Raw genomic sequence first — 23837 nt, forward strand, 5'->3', positions numbered from 1 at the left:
GTAACTCGGTGTATCGGGGAAGGACGTGGCCGACAAGGCCGATGATTGATGAACCGAAAAAACTTGATCCGCACCGTTACGGCGATAGCCGTCGTGGTGGTGTTGGGTTGGTCGTTCTTTTACTTCAACGACGACACCCGCGGTTACAAGCCCGTCGACACCTCGGTGGCGGTGGCGCAGATCAACGGCGACAACGTCAAGAGCGCCCAGATCGACGATCGTGAGCAGCAGCTGCGCCTGACCCTGAAAAAGGGCAACAGCGACACCGACAACTCCGACAAGGTCATCACGAAATATCCCAGCGGATACGCCGTCGACCTGTTCAATGCGCTTTCCGCGAAAAACGCGAAAGTCAGCACGGTCGTCAACCAGGGCAGCATCCTGGGCGAGCTCTTGGTGTACGTGCTGCCGTTGCTGTTGCTGGTGGGCCTGTTCGTGATGTTCTCCCGCATGCAGGGCGGCGCCCGCATGGGCTTCGGCTTCGGCAAGTCGCGGGCCAAGCAGCTCTCCAAGGACATGCCCAAGACCACGTTCGCCGACGTCGCGGGCGTGGACGAGGCGGTCGAGGAGCTCTACGAAATCAAGGACTTCCTGCAGAACCCCGGCCGCTATCAGGCGTTGGGCGCCAAGATCCCCAAGGGCGTGCTGCTCTACGGGCCACCCGGGACCGGCAAGACGCTGTTGGCCCGCGCGGTGGCCGGCGAGGCGGGGGTGCCGTTCTTCACGATCTCGGGCTCCGACTTCGTCGAGATGTTTGTTGGCGTCGGCGCCTCGCGGGTGCGGGACCTTTTCGATCAGGCGAAGCAGAACAGCCCGTGCATCATCTTCGTCGACGAGATCGACGCCGTGGGCCGCCAGCGCGGCGCCGGACTGGGCGGCGGGCATGACGAGCGCGAGCAGACGCTGAACCAGTTGCTGGTGGAGATGGACGGCTTCGACCCGCGCGCGGGCGTGATACTGATCGCGGCCACCAACCGGCCCGACATTCTGGATCCCGCGCTTTTGCGGCCCGGGCGCTTCGACCGGCAGATCCCGGTGTCCAACCCCGACCTCGCGGGTCGCCGCGCGGTGCTGCAAGTCCACTCGAAGGGCAAGCCGATCGCGCCCGACGCCGACCTTGACGGGCTGGCCAAGCGCACCGTCGGCATGACCGGCGCCGACCTGGCCAACGTGATCAACGAGGCGGCGCTGCTGACCGCGCGCGAGAACGGCACCGTCATCACGGGTCCGGCGCTGGAGGAGGCGGTGGACCGGGTGATCGGCGGGCCGCGCCGCAAGGGCCGGATCATCAGCGAGCAGGAAAAGAAGATCACCGCCTACCACGAGGGCGGCCACACGCTGGCGGCCTGGGCGATGCCCGACATCGACCCGGTCTACAAGGTGACGATCCTGGCACGCGGGCGCACGGGCGGGCATGCGGTCGCGGTCCCCGAGGAAGACAAGGGGCTGCGGACCCGCTCGGAGATGATCGCGCAGTTGGTTTTCGCGATGGGTGGCCGCGCCGCCGAGGAGCTGGTTTTCCGGGAGCCGACGACGGGCGCCGTGTCCGACATCGAGCAGGCCACCAAGGTCGCGCGCGCGATGGTCACCGAATTCGGGATGAGCTCCAAGCTCGGCGCCGTCAAATACGGCACCGAACACGGCGACCCGTTCCTGGGCCGCACGATGGGAACGCAGGCCGACTATTCCCACGAGGTTGCCCGCGACATCGATGACGAGGTCCGCAAGCTGATCGAGGCGGCGCACACCGAGGCCTGGGAGATCCTCACCGAATATCGCGACGTCCTCGACACGCTGGCCGGCCAGCTGCTGGAGAAGGAAACGCTGCACCGGGCCGAGCTCGAGGGCATCTTCGCCGACGTCCAAAAGCGGCCGCGGCTGACCATGTTCGACGATTTTGGCGGGCGGATGCCCTCGGACAAGCCGCCCATCAAGACGCCCGGCGAACTGGCGATCGAGCGCGGCGAGCCCTGGCCGCCGCCGGTTGCCGAACCGGCCTTCAAGGCGGCGATCGCACAGGCCAGCCAGGCCGCGGAGGCCGCGCAACGGCAGGCCGCAAGCGTTGATCGAAACACCCACGGCGGCAACGGTTCTCACGGCGACCCGGCGGCCGCCAATCGACAGCGTGTGGCGCCCGGCGCCACCCAGCCCGACTACGGGGCGCCGGCGGGCTGGTATGCGCCGGGATGGCCGCCGCAGCAACAGCAGCCGAGTTATCCGCATCCGCCCGTCCCGCAGCAGCCCTATTGGCCACCGCCGCCGGCACCGCCGGCCCCGGGCTCTGGCTACCCCGGGCCCGGATATCCGGCTCCCCAGGGCCCGCCGGGCAATGCGCACACCCCGTACCCGCCGTACCCGCCCTATCCGCCACCCGGGCCACCGGGCCCGGATACCGCGCAGTCTCCTGACCCGTCGGACGACGAGGTGAGCCGGTCCCACCCGCCGGCCCACGGCTGACGAACGGAGGATCCGATGGCCTTGCGGGGTTTGGGGCGGGATGGCCGCACCGCGCCGGAACGGGTCCGGGCGTTCGACCAGCCGCGCGCCGAGGCGGCGATCCGCGAGTTGCTGTTCGCCATCGGCGAAGACCCCGATCGACACGGCCTGCAGGACACGCCCGCCCGCGTCGCCCGGGCCTACCGCGAAATGTTCGCCGGGCTCTACACCGAGCCCGACAGCGTGCTGAACGCCATGTTCGACGAGGACCACGACGAGATGGTGATCGTCAAGGAGATTCCGCTGTACTCCACCTGTGAACACCACCTGGTGTCCTTCCACGGCGTGGCGCACGTCGGCTACATCCCGGGCAACGACGGCAGGGTGACCGGCCTGTCGAAGATCGCCCGGCTGGTGGACCTGTATGCGAAACGGCCGCAGGTGCAGGAGCGCCTCACCAGCCAGATCGCCGATGCTTTGGTGAAAAAGCTCGATCCCCGCGGAGTGATTGTCGTCGTCGAGGCGGAGCATCTATGCATGGCGATGCGCGGTGTTCGCAAGCCCGGCGCGGTCACCACGACGTCGGCGGTGCGCGGTCAGTTCAAGACGAGCGCCGCTTCTCGAGCCGAAGCGCTCGACCTCATCCTGCGCAAGCGAGTCCTTTGAACGCTCTGCCCGTGCAGGTGATGGGGGTTGTGAACGTCACGGACGACTCATTTTCCGACGGTGGGCGCTACCTGAGCGCCGACGATGCCGTCGCCCACGGTCTGGCCTTGGCCGCCGACGGTGCCGCGATCGTCGACGTCGGGGGTGAGTCGACCCGTCCCGGTGCGGATCGGATCGATCCCCGGGTGGAGGCGTCTCGCGTACTTACCGTCGTCAAAGACCTTGTTGCGCAAGGTATTACCGTCAGCATCGACACCATGCGCGCCGAGGTCGCGCGGGCGGCGCTGCAGAACGGCGCGCGGATCGTCAACGACGTGTCGGGTGGGCGAGCCGATCCCGCGATGGCGCCACTGCTGGCCGAAGCCGGCGCGCACTGGGTTTTGATGCACTGGCGAACGGTGTCGTCGGATCGCCCGCACGTGGCGCCGTCATACCGGGACGTCGTCGCCGAGGTGCGCGCCGAGTTGCTCGCGAGCGTCGACGAGGCGGTGGCCGCCGGTGTGGATCCCACCAAGCTCGTGATCGACCCTGGCCTCGGATTCGCCAAGACGGGTCGGCACAACTGGGCCCTGCTGCGCGCGTTGCCCCAGTTCGTCGCCACGGGGATCCCCGTCCTGCTCGGCGCCTCGCGCAAGCGGTTCCTCGGCACGTTGTTGGCCGATCCCGACGGGTCACCCAGACCCCCGGACGGGCGGGAGACGGCGACGGCGGTGATATCCGCGTTGGCCGCGGTGTACGGAGCCTGGGGTGTGCGCGTGCACGACGTACGCGCCTCGGTCGATGCAATCAAGGTCGTCGAGGCCTGGACGGGGGCACAAGACGGGGCCGCGGACGATGGCTGATCGAATCGAGTTGCGCGGCTTGATGGTTCGTGGCCGACATGGCGTGTTCGAGCACGAGCGCGCCAGCGGGCAGGACTTCGTCGTCGACATGACGGTGTGGATCGACTTGGCCGCCGCCGCCGCCAGCGACGACCTTTCCGACACCTACGACTACGCGGCGCTGGCCCGGATGGCGGCCGATGTGGTCGGCGGGCCCCCTCGCAACCTGATCGAGGCGGTAGGAGGCGCGATCGCCGACCGGGTGATGGACGACGACCGGGTGCACGCCGTCGAGGTGGTGGTGCACAAGCCGCAGGCTCCGATCGCTCAGCAATTCGCCGACGTTGCCGTCGTCATTCGGCGGTCGCGGCGCGGCGGTCGCGGCTCGGTGATCCCCGCGGGGACCGTATGAGCCGCGTGGTGCTGTCAATCGGCTCCAACCTGGGTGACCGGCTGGCCCGGCTGCAGTCGGTCGTCGACGGCCTGGGCGACGCGGTGGTCGCGATTTCCCCGATCTACGAGACCGACCCTTGGGGCGGCATCGAGCAGGCGCGGTTCCTCAACGCGGTGGTGATCGCCGACGACCCGGCATGCGATGCGCAGGCCTGGCTGCGGCGCGGGCAGGAGTTCGAGCGGGCGGCGGGCCGGGTTCATGGCGAGCGCTGGGGCCCGCGGACCCTCGACGTCGACCTGATCGCCTGCTACGGCGAGACAGGCGACACAGAGGTGACAGAGGCGACAGAGGTGATTCTGCGTGAGCCTCACCTCACGCTGCCGCACCCGCTGGCCCACCTGCGGGCCTTTGTGCTGGTGCCGTGGCTGGCCGTCGACCCCGGCGCGCGGCTGACGGTCGCGGGAACATCGCGGCCCCTTGCGCGCCTGCTGGCCGAGCTGGACCCGGCCGACCGGGACGCGGTTCGGTTGTCCACCTTCAGGCTCGAGCTCAAGACGCAACGCGCAACACACTCGGAACCGGAAACCTGATGGGACCGACCAGAAAGCGTGACCTGACGGCCGCGGCGGTCGGAGCTGCGGTGTTGGGTTATCTGCTGGTGATCACGCTGTACCGGTGGTTTCCGCCCATCACCGTGTGGACCGGCATCTCGCTGCTGGCTGTGGCTGTCGCCGAGGCGCTGTGGGCGCGTTACGTGCGGGCCAAGATCAACGGCGGCGAGATCGGGGCCGGACCGGGCTGGTTGCACCCGCTCGCGGTGGCACGCAGCGTGCTGGTCGCCAAGGCGTCGGCCTGGGTGGGTGCGATCGCGCTTGGTTGGTGGCTCGGGGTGCTGGTGTACTTTCTGCCGCGGCGATCATGGCTGCGGGTCGCCGCCGACGACACCACCGGGACGGTGGTGGCCGCCGTCAGCGCACTGGCGCTCATAGTTGCTGCCCTATGGCTGCAGCATTGCTGCAAATCTCCGCCCGATCCGACCGAGCACGGCGAGGGCGCCCAAAGCACCTGAACCGTATCGGCGCCCGATTAACCCAGGTGAGAATCGCCGGAGCCGCGCGACACGCGGATGGAACTCGCGCAGGTACAGTCAGGCCATGACCGTTCTGTCCCGCGGCGCCCGGGTACGGCGCGGCGGCCGCAGGCCGGGGTGGGTGCTCTTGACCGCGTTGCTGGTCCTCGCGATGGGGGCCAGTTCCGCGCTGGTTTTCACCAACCGGGTGGAACTTCTCAAGCTCGCTGTAATCCTGGCGCTGTGGGCCGCAGTCGCCGGCGCCTTCGTTTCCGTGCTCTACCGCCGCCAAAGTGACGCCGACCAATCCCGGGTGCGCGATCTGAAGCTGGTTTACGACCTGCAGCTGGACCGCGAGATCTCGGCCCGGCGCGAATACGAGCTCACCGTCGAGTCCCAACTGCGTCGCGAACTGGCCTCCGAGCTGCGTGCCCACGCCGCCGACGATCTGGCGGCGCTGCGCGCCGAGCTGAGCGCGCTGCGGACCAGCCTGGAAATCCTCTTCGATACCGACCTTGCGCACCGCCCGGCGCTGGAAACGCTGGAGACCGATGCGCCACGCGCACGCGCCTACAGCGACTGGGAACGCAACGGCGAGGGCAAGCCGGTCGACTGGGTGTCCAGCGACCGGCTGACATCGGCACGTCAGGACGGCTCGCTCGGCCGCGACGGGGGCCGCGTCGACGACACCGCGATCATCGATGTGCCCGAGGAGCCGCTGCTGCCGCCCCGGCAGCCACCGCACCCGCGCGAGCGCTTCCGCGCCCAATATGACGTTCCGCAAGATGTTCCCTACGTGGTCTCTCAAGAGCCGCCCTACATGACGCAGCCGCCGGATACGGAGCCGCCCGTCGACCCCCTGCGCCGGCAGCCGCCCCCACCGGAACCGCCGGAACCGCCCGAACCGCAATCTCCGGTGCCCGGTTGGCAGCCGGTCGGCGCCGATGGGCAGTGGTCGCCCGCGGACCCACCCGACAACCGGACGGTCGACGTCGATAGGACCGGTGCGTCCGGCGGCGTGCCGGCCGGGCAGCGACGTGCCCGGCACGCCGACGACGACTTCGACGACTCGCCAGGCGAGTCGGGGCCGTCGTGGCCGACCCATCCGTACCAGGAATCCGGTCGACGGGCTCGGGCGAGGCATTCGGCCGAATACCGCGACTACGGCGTGCGCAATTTTGCGGGCTCGAACGAGGCCCCGGCAGCCGAGGCGGGCCCGGCAGCGCCTCCGATGGGTATGCCAGCCGCCGCCGCGCACAGTCCGCAACCGAACCCGCAACCGATGCCGCCGCCGATGCCGCCGCCCGCAGCACCTTCTCGACCGCACATGGCCCCGCCACCGCCGCCGGAGCCCGCCCCGCGGCACCGCGGCGCGGATGCCGCGCTCGACCGCTATGGCCCGGAGGATGGCCCGCCGAGCGGTGGTCAGTCCGTTGCCGAACTACTGGCGCGTCTGCAGGCAGAGCCGGCCGGCGGTGGCCGGCGCAGAAGACGCGACGGCCGCCACGGCTGACCTGCGAGCTTCCTCACATTGGGCGGGGCTGCCGGATCGACTAAAGTCGTAGTGACCGTCCGGTACCCGGGACATGGGACTGGAACGAACCAAAGACAAGTGTGAGGTCGTCTGCAATGGCGCAGCTCGACGGTTTGCGCCCCGCCAGGCTCAAGGTGGGAATCATTTCGGCCGGCCGGGTGGGCTCCGCGCTCGGTGTCGCGCTGGAACGCGCGGACCACGTAGTGGTGGCGTGCAGCGCCATCTCCCACGCATCGCGGCAGCGGGCGCACCGTCGGCTGCCCGACACGCCGGTGGAAACGCCCCCGGACGTGGCCGCCAGTGCGGAGCTGCTGCTGTTGGCCGTTCCCGACGCCGAACTCGCCGGCCTGGTGTCCGGGCTGGCGGCGACCTCGGCGGTGCGGCCCGGCACGATCGTCGCGCACACGTCGGGAGCCAACGGGATCGGCATCCTGGCCCCTCTTGCGCCGGGCTGCATACCGTTGGCGATCCACCCCGCGATGACGTTCACCGGCTCAGATGAGGACATCAGCCGGCTGCCCGATACCTGCTTCGGGATCACCGCCGCCGACGACGTCGGGTACGCGATCGCGCAGTCGCTCGTCCTGGAGATGGGCGGCGAGCCGTTCCGTGTCCGCGAGGACGCGCGGGTCCTCTACCACGCCGCTCTTTCGCACGCGGGCAACCACCTCGTGACCGTCCTCGCCGATGCCCTCGAGGCGTTGCGGGCCGCCCTGCACGGCAGCGAATTGCTCGGCCAACAAACGGTCGACGACCAGCCGGGAGGCCTCGCCGAACGCGTCATCGGGCCCTTGGCCCGGGCTGCGCTGGAGAACACCCTGCGCCGCGGGCACGCGGCGCTCACCGGCCCGGTGGCTCGCGGTGACGCGACCGCGGTCGCCGGGCATCTGGCCGCGCTGGCCGAAGTTGACCCGGAACTGGCCGAGGCCTACCGGGTCAATGCGCTGCGGACGGCCAGGCGGGCCCATGCCCCCGCCGAGGTGGTCGAGGTGTTGGCGCCGTGAAATTAGGAGAAAACCCGATGCAGGCCCGCCCGCCCGCGTTCGCGGCCGGTGAGCTCAACGTGTACTCGGCACCGCGGGACGTCACGGACGTCAGCCGGGCGCTGCGCCATACCGGCCGCCGGGTGATGTTGGTCCCGACGATGGGCGCGCTGCATGACGGGCACCTGGCCCTGGTTCGCGCCGCCAAGCGGGTGCCCGGCTCGGTTGTGGTGGTGTCGATCTTCGTCAACCCGCTGCAGTTCGGCGCCGGAGAAGACCTCGACGCCTACCCACGCACCCTCGACGACGACCTCGCGCTGCTGCGGCGCGAAGACGTCGAGATCGCGTTCGCGCCCACCCCCGCGGCGATGTACCCCGACGGCATGCGCACCACGGTGCAACCCGGTCCCCTGGCCGCGGAGCTGGAGGGCCGGCAGCGGCCCACACATTTCGGCGGCGTGCTGACCGTGGTGTGCAAGCTCATGCACATTGTGCGCCCCGACCGGGTGTTCTTCGGCGAGAAGGACTATCAGCAACTGGTCCTGATCCGGCAGATGGTCGCCGACTTGAACATCGACGCCGCCGTGGTGGGCGTGCCGACGGTGCGCGAGCCGGACGGGTTGGCGATGTCGTCGCGCAACCGCTACCTGGACCCCGGGCAGCGGGAGTTGGCGGGGACCCTGTCGGCGGCGCTGACGGCGGCGGCGCACGCCGCACCGGCCGGCGCCGCAGCCGCGCTCGACGCCGCTCGCGCCGTACTCGACGCCGTGCCCGCGCTGGAGGTCGATTACCTCGAATTGCGGGACGTGCGACTCGGTCCGGTGCGGGCAGGCGCCCCGGGCCGGCTGCTGGTCGCCGCCCGGCTGGGTACCACCAGACTCCTGGACAACATCGAGATTCAGATCGGAAACGTCGCCGGCACCGTTGGGCCGGACGAACACGCATCACCTTGGAGGAATTGATGTTACGGACGATGTTGAAGTCGAAGATCCACCGCGCCACCGTCACGCAGGCCGACCTGCATTACGTCGGTTCGGTGACCATCGACGCCGACTTGATGGATGCCGCGGACCTGCTGGAGGGGGAGCAGGTGACCATCGTCGACATCGACAACGGCGCCCGCCTCGTCACCTATGCGATCACCGGGGAGCGGGGCAGCGGGGTTATCGGAATCAACGGCGCCGCAGCGCATTTGGTCCACCCCGGTGATCTGGTGATCCTGATCGCATACGGCACCATGGAGGACGCGGAAGCGCGTGCCTACCGGCCGCGGATCGTGTTCGTCGACGCCGACAACAAGCCGGTCGACCTCGGCCACGACCCGGCGTTCGTGCCCGACTTCGAAATCCCCGGCGCGGCTGAGCTTTTCGACCCGCGGATTGGTGCACGGTAACCGTGCTGCTGGCGATCGACGTCCGCAACACCCACACCGTCGTCGGGCTGCTCTCCGGGTCGAAGGACCAGGCAAAGGTCGTGCAGCAGTGGCGGATTCGTACCGAGTCCGAGGCCACGGCGGACGAACTGGCGCTGACCATCGACGGCCTGATCGGTGACGACTCCGAGCGGCTCACCGGCGCGGCCGCGCTGTCCACCGTCCCCTCGGTCCTGCACGAGGTGCGGATCATGCTCGACCAGTACTGGCCGTCGGTGCCGCACGTGCTGATCGAGCCCGGTGTGCGCACCGGTATTCCGCTGCTGGTCGACAACCCGAAGGAAGTCGGAGCCGACCGGATCGTCAACTGCCTGGCGGCGTTTCACAAGTTCGGGAAGGCGGCCATCGTCGTCGACTTCGGATCCTCGATCTGTGTCGACGTGGTCTCGGCCAAAGGGGAGTTTCTCGGCGGCGCCATCGCCCCCGGCGTACAGGTCTCCTCGGACGCCGCGGCGGCGCGCTCCGCGGCGCTGCGCCGCGTCGAGTTGGCCCGGCCCCGTTCAGTGATCGGCAAGAACACCGTCGAATGCATGCAGGCGGGCGCGGTGTTCGGCTTCGCCGGGCTGGTCGACGGCTTGGTGCACCGCATCCGCGAGGATGTGGACGGATTCGCGGGAGATGACGTCGCGGTGGTGGCAACAGGCCATACCGCGCCGCTGCTGCTGCCCGAGCTGCATGCCGTTGACCATTACGACCGGCATCTGACCCTGCACGGGCTGCGGCTGGTGTTCGAACGCAACCAGGACTCCCAGCGGGGCCGGCTGAAAACGGCCCGCTAGCGACGGGCTTTTCGCGTTGAGTCTGCGCACAACGCGGCTCCAAGGGCGATTTCCGCGCTCTCAGCGCAGGCTCGATGCCGTCGGCGCAGGCTCGACGCCGCGTCATTTAAGCTGGCACGTCGTGAGTGACGCCGACCTTGACCTTCCCGAGCAGTTCAGGATCCGGCGGGACAAGCGGGCTCGCCTGCTGGCGGCGGGATGTGACCCCTATCCGGTCGCCATCGAGCGCACCCACACCCTGGCCGAGGTGCGTGCCGCCCATCCCGACCTGCCGGTCGACACCGCGACCGATGACATCGTCGGTGTCGCCGGGCGCGTGATCTTTTCGCGCAACTCCGGAAAGCTGTGCTTTGCCACACTCCAGGACGGCGACGGCACCACGCTGCAGGTGATGCTGAGCCTCGACAAGGTCGGCCGCGAGGCCCTCGACGGCTGGAAGGCCGACGTCGATCTTGGCGACATCGTCTTCGTGCACGGCAATGTGATCAGCTCACGTCGGGGCGAGTTGTCCGTCCTCGCCGACTCCTGGCGGCTGGCGGCCAAGTCGCTGCGCCCGCTGCCCGTCGCCCACAAGGAGATGAACGAGGAGTCGCGGGTGCGGCAGCGCTATGTCGACCTCATCGTTCGGCCCGAGGCGCGCGCGGTGGCCCGCCAGCGAATCGCCGTGATCCGCGCGATCCGCAACTCACTGGAACGGCGCGGCTTTCTCGAAGTCGAAACCCCTATGTTGCAGACGCTGGCCGGTGGCGCAGCGGCGCGACCGTTCATCACCCATTCCAATGCGCTGGACATCGATCTCTACCTGCGCATCGCACCGGAACTGTTCCTCAAGCGCTGCGTCGTCGGTGGATTCGACAAGGTCTTCGAACTAAATCGCGTGTTCCGAAACGAAGGAGCCGATTCGACTCATTCTCCGGAATTTTCCATGCTGGAGACCTACCAGACCTACGGAACCTATGACGATTCGGCGGTCGTCACCCGTGAGCTTATTCAAGAGGTGGCCGACGACGCGATCGGAACCAGACAACTGCCGCTGCCCGACGGCAGCGTCTACGACATAGACGGAGAATGGGCGACCATACAAATGTATCCGTCGCTGTCGGCGGCGCTCGGTGAAGAGATCACACCGCAGACGTCGGTCGAGGCGCTGCGAGCCATCGCGGATCGACTCGGCCCGGAATTTCCGGAAATTCCCCGGGACCGGGGGTACGGGCACGGCAAACTCGTCGAGGAGCTGTGGGAGCACACCGTGGGCAACGCCCTGACCGCCCCCACCTTCGTCAAGGACTTCCCTGTTGAGACAACACCTTTGACGCGCCAGCACCGCAGTATCGCCGGAGTGACCGAGAAGTGGGATCTTTACCTGCGCGGCGTGGAACTGGCCACCGGATACTCCGAATTAAACGATCCGATCGTGCAGCGGGAGCGATTTGCCGACCAGGCACGTGCCGCCGCCGCCGGAGACGACGAGGCGATGGTGCTCGACGAGGATTTTCTTGCAGCGCTCGAGTATGGGATGCCGCCGTGCACCGGAACCGGAATGGGTATCGATCGCTTGTTGATGACTTTGACCGGACTGTCAATTCGAGAGACAGTTTTGTTCCCGATTGTTCGGCCGCACTCCGGCTGAGTTTCCCGCTGCTTCCGGATTGAGTATGCTGCCCAGTTATGGCAGGTTGGTATCCGGGGAGTGAATCCAAACTGCTCAGCAACTGCTCAGGACGAAACGCGAGGGTAAGCCAATGGCGAAAAAAGTGACCGTCACCTTGGTCGATGATTTCGACGGTGCGGGCGCGGCCGACGAAACGGTGGAATTCGGGCTTGACGGGGTGACCTATGAGATTGACCTTTCGTCCAAGAATGCCGCGAAACTGCGCAACGATTTGAAGCAATGGGTGGCGGCCGGGCGTCGTGTGGGCGGCCGGCGGCGCGGGCGGTCGGGCTCCGGGCGCGGGCGCGGCACGATCGACCGGGAGCAGAGCGCCGCGATCCGGGAATGGGCCCGCCGTAACGGCCACAACGTGTCGACGCGTGGGCGCATCCCCGCCGACGTGATCGACGCATTCCACGCGGCCACCTGACGAACCGTTGCCGGCGCCCCCAACTGGGCGCCGTCCGGGCGCCGGTTGTTCTCAGTTTCGCTGGCGGCGGAATGATCGGCGGCCGGCGCCGGAAACGCATTGGTGGTCTTCCTCGTTTATCTGTAGCGGCCCCTGGTACCAGCGCTGCAACAGTTAGGAGCCCCGGCTGGCCGACCATTACAGTGGAAGGCGGGTACGCGGGAGCCGACCCGAGGCCGACCAAAGTACCGATGGTGAGGAAGAGCAGGTAACCACCGATGTTCGAAAGATTTACCGACCGTGCCCGCAGGGTCGTCGTCCTGGCGCAGGAAGAGGCCCGGATGCTCAACCACAACTACATCGGCACCGAGCACATCTTGTTGGGCCTGATCCACGAAGGTGAAGGCGTCGCGGCCAAGTCGCTGGAATCACTGGGAATCTCGCTCGAGGGCGTTCGCAGCCAGGTCGAGGAGATCATCGGCCAGGGCCAGCAGGCACCGTCGGGACACATCCCGTTCACCCCGCGCGCCAAGAAGGTCCTCGAATTGAGCTTGCGCGAGGCGCTGCAGCTGGGCCACAACTACATCGGCACCGAGCACATTCTGCTGGGCCTGATCCGGGAGGGTGAGGGTGTCGCTGCCCAGGTGCTGGTGAAGCTGGGCGCCGAGCTGACCCGCGTGCGCCAGCAGGTGATCCAGCTGCTTTCGGGCTACCAGGGCAAGGAGGCCGCGGAGGCGGGCACCGGTGGTCGCGGCGGCGAGTCGGGCAGCCCGTCCACCTCGCTCGTGCTCGACCAGTTCGGGCGCAACCTGACGGCCGCCGCGATGGAGGGCAAGCTGGACCCCGTCATCGGCCGCGAGAAGGAAATCGAGCGGGTGATGCAGGTGCTCAGCCGGCGCACCAAGAATAACCCGGTGCTGATCGGCGAGCCCGGCGTCGGCAAGACCGCCGTCGTCGAGGGCCTGGCGCAGGCCATCGTGCACGGCCAGGTCCCCGAGACGCTGAAGGACAAGCAGCTCTACACGCTGGACCTGGGTTCGCTGGTGGCCGGCTCGAGGTACCGCGGCGATTTCGAGGAACGCCTCAAGAAGGTGCTCAAGGAGATCAACACCCGCGGCGACATCATCCTGTTCATCGACGAGCTGCACACGCTGGTCGGTGCCGGCGCCGCCGAGGGCGCCATCGATGCGGCGTCGATCCTCAAGCCCAAGCTGGCCCGCGGCGAGCTGCAGACGATCGGTGCCACCACGCTCGACGAGTACCGCAAGTACATCGAGAAGGACGCCGCGCTGGAGCGCCGCTTTCAGCCGGTGCAGGTCGGCGAGCCGACGGTGGAGCACACCATCGAGATCCTCAAGGGCCTGCGGGACCGCTACGAGGCGCACCACCGGGTGTCGATCAGCGACACCGCGATCGTGGCCGCGGCGACCCTGGCCGACCGCTACATCAACGACCGGTTCCTGCCCGACAAGGCGATCGACCTGATCGACGAGGCGGGCGCCCGGATGCGGATCCGCCGCATGACCGCGCCGCCGGACCTGCGCGAGTTCGACGAGAAGATCGCCGAGGCTCGCCGCGAGAAGGAATCGGCGATCGACGCCCAGGACTTCGAGAAGGCGGCCAGCCTGCGCGACCGGGAGAAGACCCTGGTCGCTCAGCGTGCAGAACGCGAAAAGCAATGGCGTTCAGGCGATCTCGATGTCGTGGCGGAGGTCGACGACGAGCAGATCGCGGAGGTGCTGGGTAACTGGACCGGGATTCCGGTGTTCAAGCTCACCGAGGCGGAGACCACCCGGTTGCTGCGCATGGAAGACGAACTGCACAAGCGGATCATCGGCCAGGAGGACGCCGTCAAGGCGGTCTCCAAGGCGATCCGCCGTACCCGCGCCGGGCTGAAAGACCCCAAGCGTCCGTCGGGTTCGTTCATCTTCGCCGGCCCGTCCGGGGTCGGTAAGACCGAGCTGTCCAAGGCGCTGGCCAACTTCCTCTTCGGCGACGACGACGCGCTCATCCAGATCGACATGGGCGAGTTCCACGACCGGTTCACCGCGTCACGGCTGTTCGGTGCCCCGCCGGGATACGTCGGCTACGAGGAGGGCGGCCAGCTCACCGAGAAGGTCCGGCGCAAGCCGTTCAGCGTTGTGCTGTTCGACGAGATCGAGAAGGCGCACCAGGAGATCTACAACAGCCTGCTGCAGGTCCTCGAGGACGGCCGGCTCACCGATGGTCAGGGTCGCACGGTGGACTTCAAGAACACCGTCCTGATCTTCACGTCGAACTTGGGCACGTCGGACATTTCCAAGCCGGTCGGCCTGGGCTTCACCCAGGGCGGCGGGGAAAACGACTACGAGCGGATGAAGCAGAAGGTCAACGACGAGCTCAAGAAGCACTTCCGCCCCGAGTTCCTCAACCGCATCGACGAGGTCATCGTCTTCCACCAGTTGACTCGCGACGAGATCATCCGGATGGTCGACCTGATGATCAGCCGGGTCGCCGGCCAGCTCAAGGGCAAGGACATGGCGCTGGAGCTGACGGACAAGGCCAAGTCGCTGCTGGCCAAGCGCGGCTTCGACCCCGTGTTGGGTGCCCGTCCGCTGCGGCGCACCATCCAGCGCGAGATCGAGGACCAGCTTTCGGAGAAGATCCTCTTCGATGAGGTCGGACCGGGACAGGTCGTCACCGTCGATGTCGACAACTGGGACGGCGAAGGAGCCGGCGAGGACGCGGCGTTCACGTTCACCGGAACCCGCAAGCCGCCGGCGGAGCCGGACCTGGCGAAAGCCGGAGCGCACGCGGCTCCAGAAACGCAGTAGCGATTGCAGCAAACGGGCGGTTAATCTCTGACGGGATTAACCGCCCGTTTCGCATGTAAGGGGCCCGCCTGTGCTGATCGTGACTACCAATGACCTCCCCGGCTGGGAGATCCAGCGCGTGTGCGGCGAAGTGTTCGGGCTGACCGTTCGCTCGCGGAACGCGTTCTCTCAGATGGGCGCGGGGTTTAAGGCCATGTTCGGCGGCGAACTGCAGGGGATGACCAAGAACCTCGCCGAGAGCCGCAACGAGGCGATGGGGCGGCTGATCGCCGAGGCGCGCAATCGCGGCGGCAACGCGATCGTGGCGATGCGCTTCGACACGACCGAAATCGGCGACGTGTGGACCGAGATCTGCGCGTACGGCACGGCGGTGCAGGCGGTCCCGGTCACCGACGGCGCCAAGTACACGGCGAATCAGCTTGGTTACGGCGGAGCGCCGCAGCAGCAGTGATACGCGGTCTACACTGACAGCTGTCCTGACGGGACACGGAATCTGGTGAAACTCCAGAACGGTCGCGCCACTGTCGAAAGTCAGACCCGTGGCCCGTCATCCGCAGCGGGGACGCGCAATCCCCGGAAGGAGTCACCGTGTCGAACCTTCGGCTACCCAGCGTCCGTACCCGGTCGATTGATCTATCGGCGGCAAGCGCCGCGCTCTGGTTGGCCGCCACCGCCTTCCTCGCGCTCTTGGCACTGTACTTCGTTGGGGTCGATCAGGGCGCGGTGTCGCTGTTCGGTAGTGACATGCATATACACGAGTTTGTGCACGACGCACGGCATCTTCTCGGCTTCCCCTGCCACTGAGCCGCCGGCGTGGAGAAGCGTCTGATCGCACGCGGCCTGCTGGCGGGCGCGATCGCCGCGGTGCTTGCGTTCCTGTTCGCCCGCCTGTGTGCCGAGGCGGTGATAAGCCGTGCCATCGCTTTCGAGGACGGTCGAACCGACGCCGAGAATGCGCACGGCGTCCATGAGCATGGCGTCGAGTTGTTCACCCGCGGTGTGCAGGCCAACATCGGCTTGGGATTCGGTGTGCTGATTTTCGGCGTTGCGATGGGCGCACTGTTTGCCGTGCTGTTCTGCGTCGTCTACGGCCGCGTGAGAGATGTTGGGCCGCGGCCACTTTCCCTGCTGCTGGCGTTCGCCGCGTTTGTCGCGGTGTACTTGGTCCCGTTCCTGAAATATCCCCCAAATCCACCGGCCGTCGGCCAATCCGACACGATCGGCGGGCGCACGGGGTGGTACCTGGTGATGGTGCTGACGTCGGTCGTGCTCACCGGCGCGGCGGTGTGGTTGTCCGGGCGGCTCGTGACCCGGTTCGGCACGTGGAACGGACGGCTGCTCGCGACGGCGGCCTGCCTGGTGGCGATCGTCGTGGTGATGGAGCTGCTGCCGACCGTCGATGAGACGCCCCAACCGTTGCGCGACACCGCGGGCACCATCATCTATCCCGGCTTTCCCGCCGACGTTCTCTACGAATTCAGGTTGCTTTCACTGGGCACGCAGCTGCTGCTCTGGGCGACGATTGGCCTGGTCTTCGGGGCGCTGACCGGCCGGTTGTTCCGTGAGCCGGCCGAGAGGCGAAAGGCGATGAGCGTCTCGCCGTGACCGAAATCATCCGGCTGACCCTGGTGTCGCACGCGATGACCGATGCGATGGCGGCGGGGCGTTTTCCCACCGACGAGCCGTTGAACCGCATCGGCCGTCGACAACTCAAAGCGGCCGCGCGCCTCGACGTCAGCACCGGCGTTCGCCAATTCACCGGACCCGAGGAACGCGCCCGTGAAACCGCGCAGCTGCTGGGCCTGCACGCGGCCACGGAGCCGCGGTTGGCCGACCTTGGTTGCGGAGCGTGGTGTGGGCAGACCCTGCGCGCCCTCGGGCCCGCGGAGCTCGAAACGTGGCTGACCGACCCTACTAGGGCGCCGCACGGCGGCGAGTCGCTCGTCGACCTGATCGATCGGGTAGGCGGATGGCTGGAGTCGCTGACCCACGACACCTCGCCCACCGTGGCGGTGACACATCCGGCGGTGATTCGGGCGGCGATACTGGGGGCTCTCGGCATGCCCCCGAAGTCCTTCTGGCGCATCGACATTGCGCCAGCCAGTCGCACCGTCCTGCATTTCCGCAAAGGCCTCTGGACGTTGCGGTTGTAACCGGACCCGGCTGTCTGTCCCTTCCTACGCGGCCCGCTAGCGAGGCGCGATCAGCTCAAACACCTGCTTGGCGACCTGCAACATCCAGCCCGTCACCTTGGGCCCGTGGTCACGAGGCCAGTTCAGCTGGAAGCTGACCACCCACGGCTGCCCGGTTTTGTCGACGGCATACCAGCTGAACGTGAGGTCCCCCGGTAGGCCGCCGGCCTTGGCGCCGATATACGGCCAGACGTCGCGGTCAAGCTGGATGCCGGAGACCGCGGAAAGGATCTGTCTCACCGGTGCGGCCGGGCCGACCGCGTCGGCTTGCAGCGCCGCATGCACTCGGCAGATGTCCTCGGCGGTGCCGTACCATTCCGCGCCGTAGGTCGAGGCCGGGGTGTGGGCGCGGGTCGGATCCGGTTGATAGGGAGTGGAATTGGCCTGAGCCAGGAGCCGGGCGCGGACATCGGCTGATCCCTGCTTCCACTGGCTGCGCAGATCCGGTTGCCCCCAGCCGACCGAGAACAGCTCGTACATCGTGGGGAACGGGGTCATGCTCGCCGGATCGTGATGGCCGGCGGAGACGAGCGCCTCCTCGATGGCGTGCGTGCCCAGCTTTTCGATCAGCAAGTCGGTCGCCATGTTGTCGCTGGTTGCGATCATTTTCTCGGCGGCCTTGCGCACCGAAACATGTGCTCCCGCAGGCAATTCCAGGCCGGAGGAGCCGACCGCCCTGCTCTTGTCGGTGACGGTCAGCTGATCGTCCCAGGAAACCGTTCCGGTGGTGATCGCACGCGCCAGGGCGTGCAGCACGTACAGCTTGAAAATCGATGCCAGCGGCAGTGATTCGGCGGTGTTGGTGCCGGCCACCGGATCGCAGCGGCCACCGTCAAACTTCTCGACCTTGGCGACCTGATACGAGTAGCGCGCGCCGGTTTTGCTCAGCACCGCGTCGACGTCGTGCCATGAGTCGATCCTCGGCGCCTGGGTGTCCACGTCGAACCGATCGACCCGGCCGTCGTCGTCGGTGTGCAACCGGATGTCTTGCCGCGCTCCGTAAGAGGAGACCAGCCGCAGGATGGCGACGCTGGCGCCGATGTCGACGCCGGCGAGGGTGAAGGGACGATCCCACCACAGCCCTTCCATCGTGGTCTCGACCGAGCTGACTTTGTCCGGCGCGGCGAGGGTGCCGACGCCGACCGGCCCGATCGGCCAGTCCGAGTTCAGCATGTCCATCGTCTGCTGGGCCCGCAGACCGGGCGGAGTTCTGGTGTCGATTCCCCGTCCGGGGCTCGCCGCGTTTGCGTGCGGCGAAGGCGGCGGGGCGCAGCCCGGCGCCAGGATCGCCACCAGGGTCGCTGTCGCGCTCACCGCCGCCAGGCTCGTCGGCAGGGGCCGCGGACGCCGCCTGCTACGCAGTCTGGTCGTTGCCGGCAACGTCCATCACGACCTCGAATTCCAGCAGCGTCGCCCCGGTCGCCACGGGGTTGGCCCGGTGTCCGGCGTGCGCCTCGATGGCCGGCCCGGTCGCCCACGCCTGGAACGCTTCGTCGGACTCCCAGTGCGTCACCACGAAGTACCGGTTCTCGCCCTTGACCGGGCGAAGCAGCTGGAAGCCGAGGAAACCGGGCTGGTTCTCCACCGCGTGCGCGCGGTGGGCGAACCGTTTCTCCAGCTCCGGACCGGCGTCGGCGGGTACCTCGATTGCGTTGATCTTCACCACTGGCGGCATTCCGTTAGGCTACCGCCACCCCTGACCTGGTCGGCTCCTGGCCCGGGCACGCAAAGATGGTGATATGCCCGGCGATCTGTTGACCTGCCACGGCGGAAACGGCGACCCGGTGGTGCTGGTGCACGGCCTGATGGGCCGGGGCACCACGTGGTCGCGTCAGCTACCGTGGCTGAGCCGGTTGGGCACCGTGTACACCTACGACGCGCCGTGGCACCGCGGCCGCGAGGTCGAGGACCCACATCCCATCAGCACCGAACGGTTCGTCGCCGATCTCGCCGACGCGGTGCGCGAATTGGAGAAGCCGGTCCGGCTCGTCGGGCATTCGATGGGCGCCCTGCATTCGTGGTGTTTGGCGGCGGAGCGCCCGGATCTGGTGTCGGCGCTCGTTGTCGAGGACATGGCGCCGGACTTCCGCGGTCGCACGACCGGCCCGTGGGAGCCGTGGCTGCACGCCCTGCCGGTCGAATTCCATTCTCCTGAACAGGTTTTCGACGAGTTCGGGCCAGTCGCCGGCCAGTATTTTCTGGAAGCGTTCGACCGAACGGCCACCGGGTGGCGGTTGCACGGCCACACCTCGCGCTGGATCGAGATCGCCGCCGAGTGGGGCACCCGGGACTACTGGGATCACTGGACGGCTGTGCGCGCGCCGGCGCTGCTCATCGAGGCGGCCACATCGGTGACGCCACCGGGCCAGATGCGTGCCATGTCCGAAAGGGGCTACACCGCAACGTATTTGCGTGTCGAGCGGGCCGGTCACCTGGTTCACGACGAAGCGCCGCAGGCATACCGGCACGCCGTCGAGTCCTTCTTGTCGGCTACCGCCGCCCGGTGAGCCCGCGCGCCGTGCGCAACGCCACCGCCATCAGCGTATTGGTGGGGTTCTGGCAGCCAGAGGTGACGAACACGCTGCCGTCGGCGACATACACGTTGTCCATCTGATGCATCCGTCCGTTCGGATCGGTGACGCTCGTCGTCGGGGACACCCCCATCTGCATCCCGCCCATGACGTGCTTCGTGTTCGGCGGCGTGCCGCCCCCGACTGACCTCGCCAAACCGTCGGGGACGGCGGCGAACAGCGTCGCACCGGCCGCTGCCATCATCGCGGTGATGGGGACGAGGTAGAACGCCTGCGCGACCTTCTCGTGCTTTCCCGGCGCCCAGGTCACACGGGCAACCGGTTGGCCATTGAGGTCGGTGACCGTCGGGTCGAGGGTGACGTTGTTGGTCAGATATGGCAGGTCGGTGCCGATGAAGTTGACCCCCGCGAGGCGGTCGCGCAGGAGCGATGCGCGCATCAGGTCCTTGAACGGGCTACCGAAGAGCTGCACCCCCGGCAGGAATCCCAGGATCTCCTGGTAGAACTTGCCTTCAGTGATCGGGTCCTGGCTTCCGCCCAGCTCGCACAGCCCGCCACGGATATAGGGAAGCCCGGCCAGCTTTGCCACGGCTCGAGCGCCGGGAAAGTTGGGGTTGCAGAAATCCTCCATGCACTGCGTGATCGAGCGGCCGCGGTAGGCGTGGACTCGCTGATCGAGATAGATCCCGAATCCGTCGACAAAGTTGTGAAACATCAGCCGGGCACCGATCCGACCGCTGGCGTCGGGCAGCCCGGAGAGCAGAGCAAGACGTGAGGTCTCGATCGCCGAGGCGGCCAGCACCACCAGGTCTGCGCTTTCGCCGCCGGCATTGCCCTGCGGATCGAGATAGGAGACGCCGGTGGCCCGACGGCCGGTGAAGTTGACCCTGGTGACGGTGGTTTCGGGGTGCAACAGCACCCGCCCCGTCCTCAGCGCCCGCCGCAGCGGCGCAAGCGCGCCCACCCTGGCCGAAATCGGGCAGCCGTAATTGCTGCAGAAGCCGCAATTGTTGCACGCCGGGCGGCCGTCGTACTCGACCGAATTGATCGCGGTCGGAAACGGATAGGGATGCAGCCCAACGCGCTTGGCCCCCTTGGCGATGAGCATGGACGAGCGCTGCTGCGGCCCAGGCGGCATGGGGAAGGGCCTGGAGCGTGGCGCGTGCTTCAGGGTGAGGGTGGGGATCGTCCCGACGTCGCCCTGCGTTCCGAGCAGCGCCTCGATCGCGTCGTAGTACGGGGCGATCTCGCCGTATTCGAACGGCCAATCCTGCACGTCCGCGCCGGGCTGCGGCCCCAGCAACGACAGTCCCTTGAAGTCGATGTCCCAGAATCGCGGGACCTTCGCGTCCCAGTGGGTCGTTCCGCCGCCGACCGTCACCGGGAGTTCGTTCACCGGGCCGACGTAGCTCGCGGGCTGGCTGGCCTTGGGCCGAAAGGTGCGCGGGTAGGCGATCGGGTCCGGCTGCTCGAAATAGCGATACAGCGCCTTGAGTTCGTCATTGGAAAACGTAGTCCCGAGTGGGCCGGTGCCGTCGAGGTTGGTGTAGTAGTTCGACCCCTTCTCGAATATCACCACGTCCCAGCCGTTCTCGGCGAGCTCCATGGCCACGGTCGACCCGCCGGCGCCGGAGCCGACGATGATCGCCTTAGCGGCCGGCACCTACGCCGCCCTTTCCGCCGAGTTTCGCGATGAGCTGTTCCCACCCGTGGCGCACCCGGTCGATGATGTCGGTGACCACGACCACGTCCAAGTGGGCGGCTTCGACCTCGGCGGGGCTGTATCCCCGCGGCTGTGAGTCCCCCGGAAACTTGATGTCCTTCCAACCGACCAGGTTCGCGTTGCCGCCGTACTCGGGGTTGCTGTACATCGCCTCGATGGTGTGACCGAACAGCAGCTTGGTGAATGTCAGCACCTGGCCGTGAACGAGGATGACGTCCTGCCTCTCCGGCTTGACGGCGGTGAAGTCGCCGCCGGCCTGCCGGTCGAGCATGGCGATGCCGTCGTTGTATTGGCTGCGAAGCTGCATGATGCGCTGTCGCCACGCGTAGGTCTGGGCACGGTTGAGCGGGACGAAGGTGGCCATGTAGTCGGCAGAGCCGCCGGCGCGGTTGCTCCAGGGGCCGCCCGCGTGCACGTCGGGGGGCGTGACGTCGAACACCGACAGCATCCGGTCCAGATAGTTCACCACGTTCGCCTCGTGCGCTCCGGGACTGCCCAGCTCGGCCGGGCAGTCTTCCGGGCCGGGGATCAGGCGGCGGGTCGCGGCGTCGAGTACCGCGGCCTGGTGCGGCGTCAGGAATCGGTATCCCGGTGCGGCGGAAGCGGCGGGGATGCCGCGGGGCAAGGTGGCGGCCAGTGGCAGCAGGCTCAGCCCGCCGAGGACGACGCGCCTGGACACCGCCGGCGCAAGGCGCGGGGTGGGGGCGGCCTCCTGGCTGGGCACATCGGCAGGGTAAGACGCAGGTTGGCGCCTTCTTGGGAAAGTGCCGGCGTGGCGGCGTGTCGGGACTGCGCCGAGACGGGCGCGCGGCGGTGCGCGGCTAGTGCTCGCCGGGCAACGCGAACCGGCCGTCGGCCATGCGGACCACCAGGCCGTCGGCCAGCAGCGAATCCAGCGCCCGGTCGCGCTGGACGCAATCCGTCAGCCACGCCACGTCGAGCTGTGCCCGGGTGACCGGAGAATCATTGGTCCGCAACACGTCCAGCAGGCGGCCGCGGACCTGACGGTCGGTGCCGGCGTAGGTTTGCGCCCGGCGCCCCGGCCCCTGCCCAGGGGGCCGGCCCGCCCGCCGCCATGCGCACTCGCGCAGCGGGCACAATCCGCACCGCGGCGCCCGCGCGGTGCACACCGTGGCGCCCAGTTCCATGAGCGCCGCCGAGAACGTCGGGGCCCGATCGTCGTCCGGTAGCAACGCCGAGACGTCGGAGTGGTCGCGCGCCGCCGAGGCTGTGCCGGCGTCGGCCAAGCCGTGCACGGCGCGGGCCACCACCCGCCGCACGTTGGTGTCCACCACCGGTGTCCGCTGGCGGTAGGCGAAGCAGGCCACGGCGCGCGCCGTGTAGCTGCCGACACCCGGCAACGTCAGCAGGGTGTCCACGTCCGCCGGAACCACGTCGTCATGATGGCGCGCGATGACGGTGGCGCACTCGTGCAAGCGCTTGGCCCGCCTGGGATAACCCAGTTTGCCCCAGGCGCGCAGCACATCCGCGGCGCTGGCCGCCGCGGTCGCCGACGGCGTCGGCCAGCGCCGCACCCAGTCCGGCCAGATCGCGAGCACCCGGACCACCGGCGTCTGCTGCAACATGAACTCGCTGACCAGGATCTGCCACGGGCTGACGTTCGGCTCTCGCCAGGGCAAGTCGCGGCGCGCCCGGTCGTACCAGGCGATGAGTTGGTCTGGCGGGACGTTCATCTGCGCGTGCGGCATGATGTGTGCCATGCCCAACACCACTCCCGTAACCGCATGGAAAGCACTCAAAGAGGGTAACGAGCGATTCGTCGCCGGCACGCCCGAGCACCCCAACCAGAGCGTCGACCACCGCGCCAGCCTGGCCGCGGGGCAGAAGCCGATCGCAGCGATATTCGGCTGCGCGGACAGCCGGGTGGCCGCCGAGCTCCTCTTCGACCAAGGCCTCGGCGACATCTTCGTGGTGCGCACCGCCGGGCAGGCCATCGACTCGGCGGTGCTGGGCTCCCTCGAGTACGCGGTCGCGGTACTCGGCGTGCCGCTGGTCGTCGTCGTCGGCCACGACAGCTGCGGCGCCGTCAAGGCCGCGGTGGGCGCGGTCGACGACGGCTCGGTGCCGGCCGGTTTCATCCGCGACGTCGTGGAGCGGGTTGCGCCGTCGATCCTGATGGGCCGGCGCGAGGGCCTCAGCCGCGCCGATCAGTTCGAGGAGCGGCACGTGCGCGAGACGGTCGCGCAGCTCACGTCGCGTTCCGCGGTGATCGCCGAGCGGGTGTCGGCGGGCACCCTGGCGATCGCGGGCGTCACCTATCACCTCGCCGACGGGCGCGCCGAGTTGGTCGACCACGCCGGCGACATCGGCGAATAAGCGGTCGTTGACCGTGCCGCCGCGGCGTTGAGTGTGTTGGGGCGGCCGCGCGGCCCGGCGTGTCCTC

25 protein-coding genes are annotated in these 23837 nt (G+C 68.1%); 20 read left to right on the forward strand and 5 right to left on the reverse strand.

The features are described from left to right. Positions 1-48: 48 nt before the first annotated feature. The 18 genes from ftsH (at position 49) to JO059_RS22035 (ending at position 17140) form a co-directional block, all read left to right on the forward strand. Positions 49-2457 (forward strand): ATP-dependent zinc metalloprotease FtsH, encoded by a 2409-nt coding sequence (gene ftsH, locus JO059_RS21950; RefSeq protein ID WP_293322693.1) that lies wholly within the window; start codon positions 49-51, stop codon positions 2455-2457. 30 nt (positions 2458-2487) lie between these two features. Beyond that, positions 2488-3102, forward strand: a complete 615-nt coding sequence (gene folE / locus JO059_RS21955) for a GTP cyclohydrolase I FolE (protein WP_293322765.1) — start codon at positions 2488-2490, stop codon at positions 3100-3102. Then, entirely contained in the window at positions 3099-3944 is an 846-nt protein-coding gene (folP, locus tag JO059_RS21960; protein ID WP_293322696.1) for a dihydropteroate synthase, read from the forward strand. Before folE ends, folP begins: the two co-directional genes overlap by 4 nt. After that, positions 3937-4335, forward strand: coding sequence for a dihydroneopterin aldolase (gene folB / locus JO059_RS21965; protein ID WP_293322699.1), 399 nt, complete (start codon positions 3937-3939; stop codon positions 4333-4335). The genes folP and folB overlap by 8 nt, the downstream gene beginning before the upstream one ends. After that, positions 4332-4907, forward strand: coding sequence for a 2-amino-4-hydroxy-6-hydroxymethyldihydropteridine diphosphokinase (folK, locus tag JO059_RS21970; protein WP_293322702.1), 576 nt, complete (start codon positions 4332-4334; stop codon positions 4905-4907). The genes folB and folK overlap by 4 nt, the downstream gene beginning before the upstream one ends. Further along, positions 4907-5386, forward strand: coding sequence for a DUF3180 domain-containing protein (locus tag JO059_RS21975; RefSeq protein WP_293322705.1), 480 nt, complete (start codon positions 4907-4909; stop codon positions 5384-5386). Before folK ends, JO059_RS21975 begins: the two co-directional genes overlap by 1 nt. A gap of 85 nt (positions 5387-5471) precedes the next feature. Then, positions 5472-6899: a DUF6779 domain-containing protein gene (locus JO059_RS21980; RefSeq protein WP_293322707.1), complete on the forward strand. Its 1428-nt coding sequence runs from the start codon at positions 5472-5474 to the stop codon at positions 6897-6899. A gap of 116 nt (positions 6900-7015) precedes the next feature. Further along, positions 7016-7924 (forward strand): DUF2520 domain-containing protein, encoded by a 909-nt coding sequence (locus JO059_RS21985; RefSeq protein WP_293322709.1) that lies wholly within the window; start codon positions 7016-7018, stop codon positions 7922-7924. Between the two features lie 17 nt (positions 7925-7941). After that, complete coding sequence (gene panC, locus JO059_RS21990; RefSeq protein ID WP_293322767.1) at positions 7942-8865, forward strand: pantoate--beta-alanine ligase; 924 nt, start codon at positions 7942-7944, stop codon at positions 8863-8865. Further along, positions 8865-9296 carry an aspartate 1-decarboxylase gene (panD, locus tag JO059_RS21995; RefSeq protein WP_293322711.1) on the forward strand — a complete coding sequence of 144 codons (432 nt, stop codon included), beginning with the start codon at positions 8865-8867 and terminating at the stop codon, positions 9294-9296. Before panC ends, panD begins: the two co-directional genes overlap by 1 nt. 2 nt (positions 9297-9298) lie before the next feature. Further along, positions 9299-10114 carry a type III pantothenate kinase gene (locus JO059_RS22000; protein WP_293322713.1) on the forward strand — a complete coding sequence of 272 codons (816 nt, stop codon included), beginning with the start codon at positions 9299-9301 and terminating at the stop codon, positions 10112-10114. A 121-nt stretch (positions 10115-10235) separates the two neighbouring features. Then, positions 10236-11744: a lysine--tRNA ligase gene (lysS, locus tag JO059_RS22005; RefSeq protein WP_293322715.1), complete on the forward strand. Its 1509-nt coding sequence runs from the start codon at positions 10236-10238 to the stop codon at positions 11742-11744. A gap of 112 nt (positions 11745-11856) precedes the next feature. Beyond that, entirely contained in the window at positions 11857-12195 is a 339-nt protein-coding gene (gene lsr2 / locus JO059_RS22010; protein ID WP_293322717.1) for a histone-like nucleoid-structuring protein Lsr2, read from the forward strand. 257 nt (positions 12196-12452) lie between these two features. Next, the gene (gene clpC1 / locus JO059_RS22015; protein WP_293322719.1) at positions 12453-14987 is read left to right on the forward strand and encodes an ATP-dependent protease ATP-binding subunit ClpC; all 2535 of its coding nucleotides are present in this window, start codon (positions 12453-12455) and stop codon (positions 14985-14987) included. Between the two features lie 70 nt (positions 14988-15057). Beyond that, complete coding sequence (locus JO059_RS22020) at positions 15058-15438, forward strand: YbjQ family protein (RefSeq protein WP_293322721.1); 381 nt, start codon at positions 15058-15060, stop codon at positions 15436-15438. A gap of 137 nt (positions 15439-15575) precedes the next feature. Beyond that, positions 15576-15791: a CbtB-domain containing protein gene (locus JO059_RS22025; RefSeq protein WP_293322723.1), complete on the forward strand. Its 216-nt coding sequence runs from the start codon at positions 15576-15578 to the stop codon at positions 15789-15791. Positions 15792-15800: 9 nt separating this feature from the next. Continuing rightward, positions 15801-16592: a CbtA family protein gene (locus JO059_RS22030; RefSeq protein WP_293322725.1), complete on the forward strand. Its 792-nt coding sequence runs from the start codon at positions 15801-15803 to the stop codon at positions 16590-16592. Further along, the gene (locus JO059_RS22035) at positions 16589-17140 is read left to right on the forward strand and encodes a histidine phosphatase family protein (protein WP_293322727.1); all 552 of its coding nucleotides are present in this window, start codon (positions 16589-16591) and stop codon (positions 17138-17140) included. The genes JO059_RS22030 and JO059_RS22035 overlap by 4 nt, the downstream gene beginning before the upstream one ends. Positions 17141-17176: 36 nt before the next feature. On the opposite strand, the gene JO059_RS22040 is transcribed toward JO059_RS22035, so the two are convergent. Both JO059_RS22040 and mhuD read right to left on the reverse strand, forming a co-directional pair. Beyond that, complete coding sequence (locus JO059_RS22040) at positions 17177-18541, reverse strand: serine hydrolase (protein ID WP_293322769.1); 1365 nt, start codon at positions 18539-18541, stop codon at positions 17177-17179. After that, positions 18534-18854, reverse strand: coding sequence for a mycobilin-forming heme oxygenase MhuD (mhuD, locus tag JO059_RS22045; RefSeq protein WP_293322729.1), 321 nt, complete (start codon positions 18852-18854; stop codon positions 18534-18536). Before mhuD ends, JO059_RS22040 begins: the two co-directional genes overlap by 8 nt. A 64-nt stretch (positions 18855-18918) precedes the next feature. Here mhuD and JO059_RS22050 point away from each other — a divergent pair, with 64 nt between their 5' ends. Beyond that, positions 18919-19686, forward strand: coding sequence for an alpha/beta hydrolase (locus JO059_RS22050; RefSeq protein ID WP_293322731.1), 768 nt, complete (start codon positions 18919-18921; stop codon positions 19684-19686). On the opposite strand, the gene JO059_RS22055 is transcribed toward JO059_RS22050, so the two are convergent. The 3 genes from JO059_RS22055 to JO059_RS22065 all read right to left on the reverse strand — a co-directional run bounded on the left by JO059_RS22055 (position 19670) and on the right by JO059_RS22065 (position 23154). Next, positions 19670-21373: a GMC family oxidoreductase gene (locus JO059_RS22055; protein ID WP_293322733.1), complete on the reverse strand. Its 1704-nt coding sequence runs from the start codon at positions 21371-21373 to the stop codon at positions 19670-19672. The genes JO059_RS22050 and JO059_RS22055 overlap by 17 nt on opposite strands. After that, entirely contained in the window at positions 21360-22157 is a 798-nt protein-coding gene (locus JO059_RS22060) for a gluconate 2-dehydrogenase subunit 3 family protein (protein ID WP_293322735.1), read from the reverse strand. Before JO059_RS22060 ends, JO059_RS22055 begins: the two co-directional genes overlap by 14 nt. 97 nt (positions 22158-22254) lie before the next feature. After that, positions 22255-23154, reverse strand: a complete 900-nt coding sequence (locus JO059_RS22065) for an A/G-specific adenine glycosylase (protein ID WP_293322737.1) — start codon at positions 23152-23154, stop codon at positions 22255-22257. Between JO059_RS22065 and JO059_RS22070 the strand changes: the two genes are divergently transcribed. After that, a complete protein-coding gene (locus tag JO059_RS22070) occupies positions 23153-23770 on the forward strand; it encodes a carbonic anhydrase (RefSeq protein WP_293322739.1) in 618 nt (205 codons plus the stop codon). The two genes, JO059_RS22065 and JO059_RS22070, sit on opposite strands and share 2 nt — an antisense overlap. The last annotated feature ends 67 nt before the right edge of the window (positions 23771-23837 follow it).

The organism is Mycobacterium sp. (assembly GCF_019247615.1).
Lineage (GTDB): Bacteria > Actinomycetota > Actinomycetes > Mycobacteriales > Mycobacteriaceae > Mycobacterium.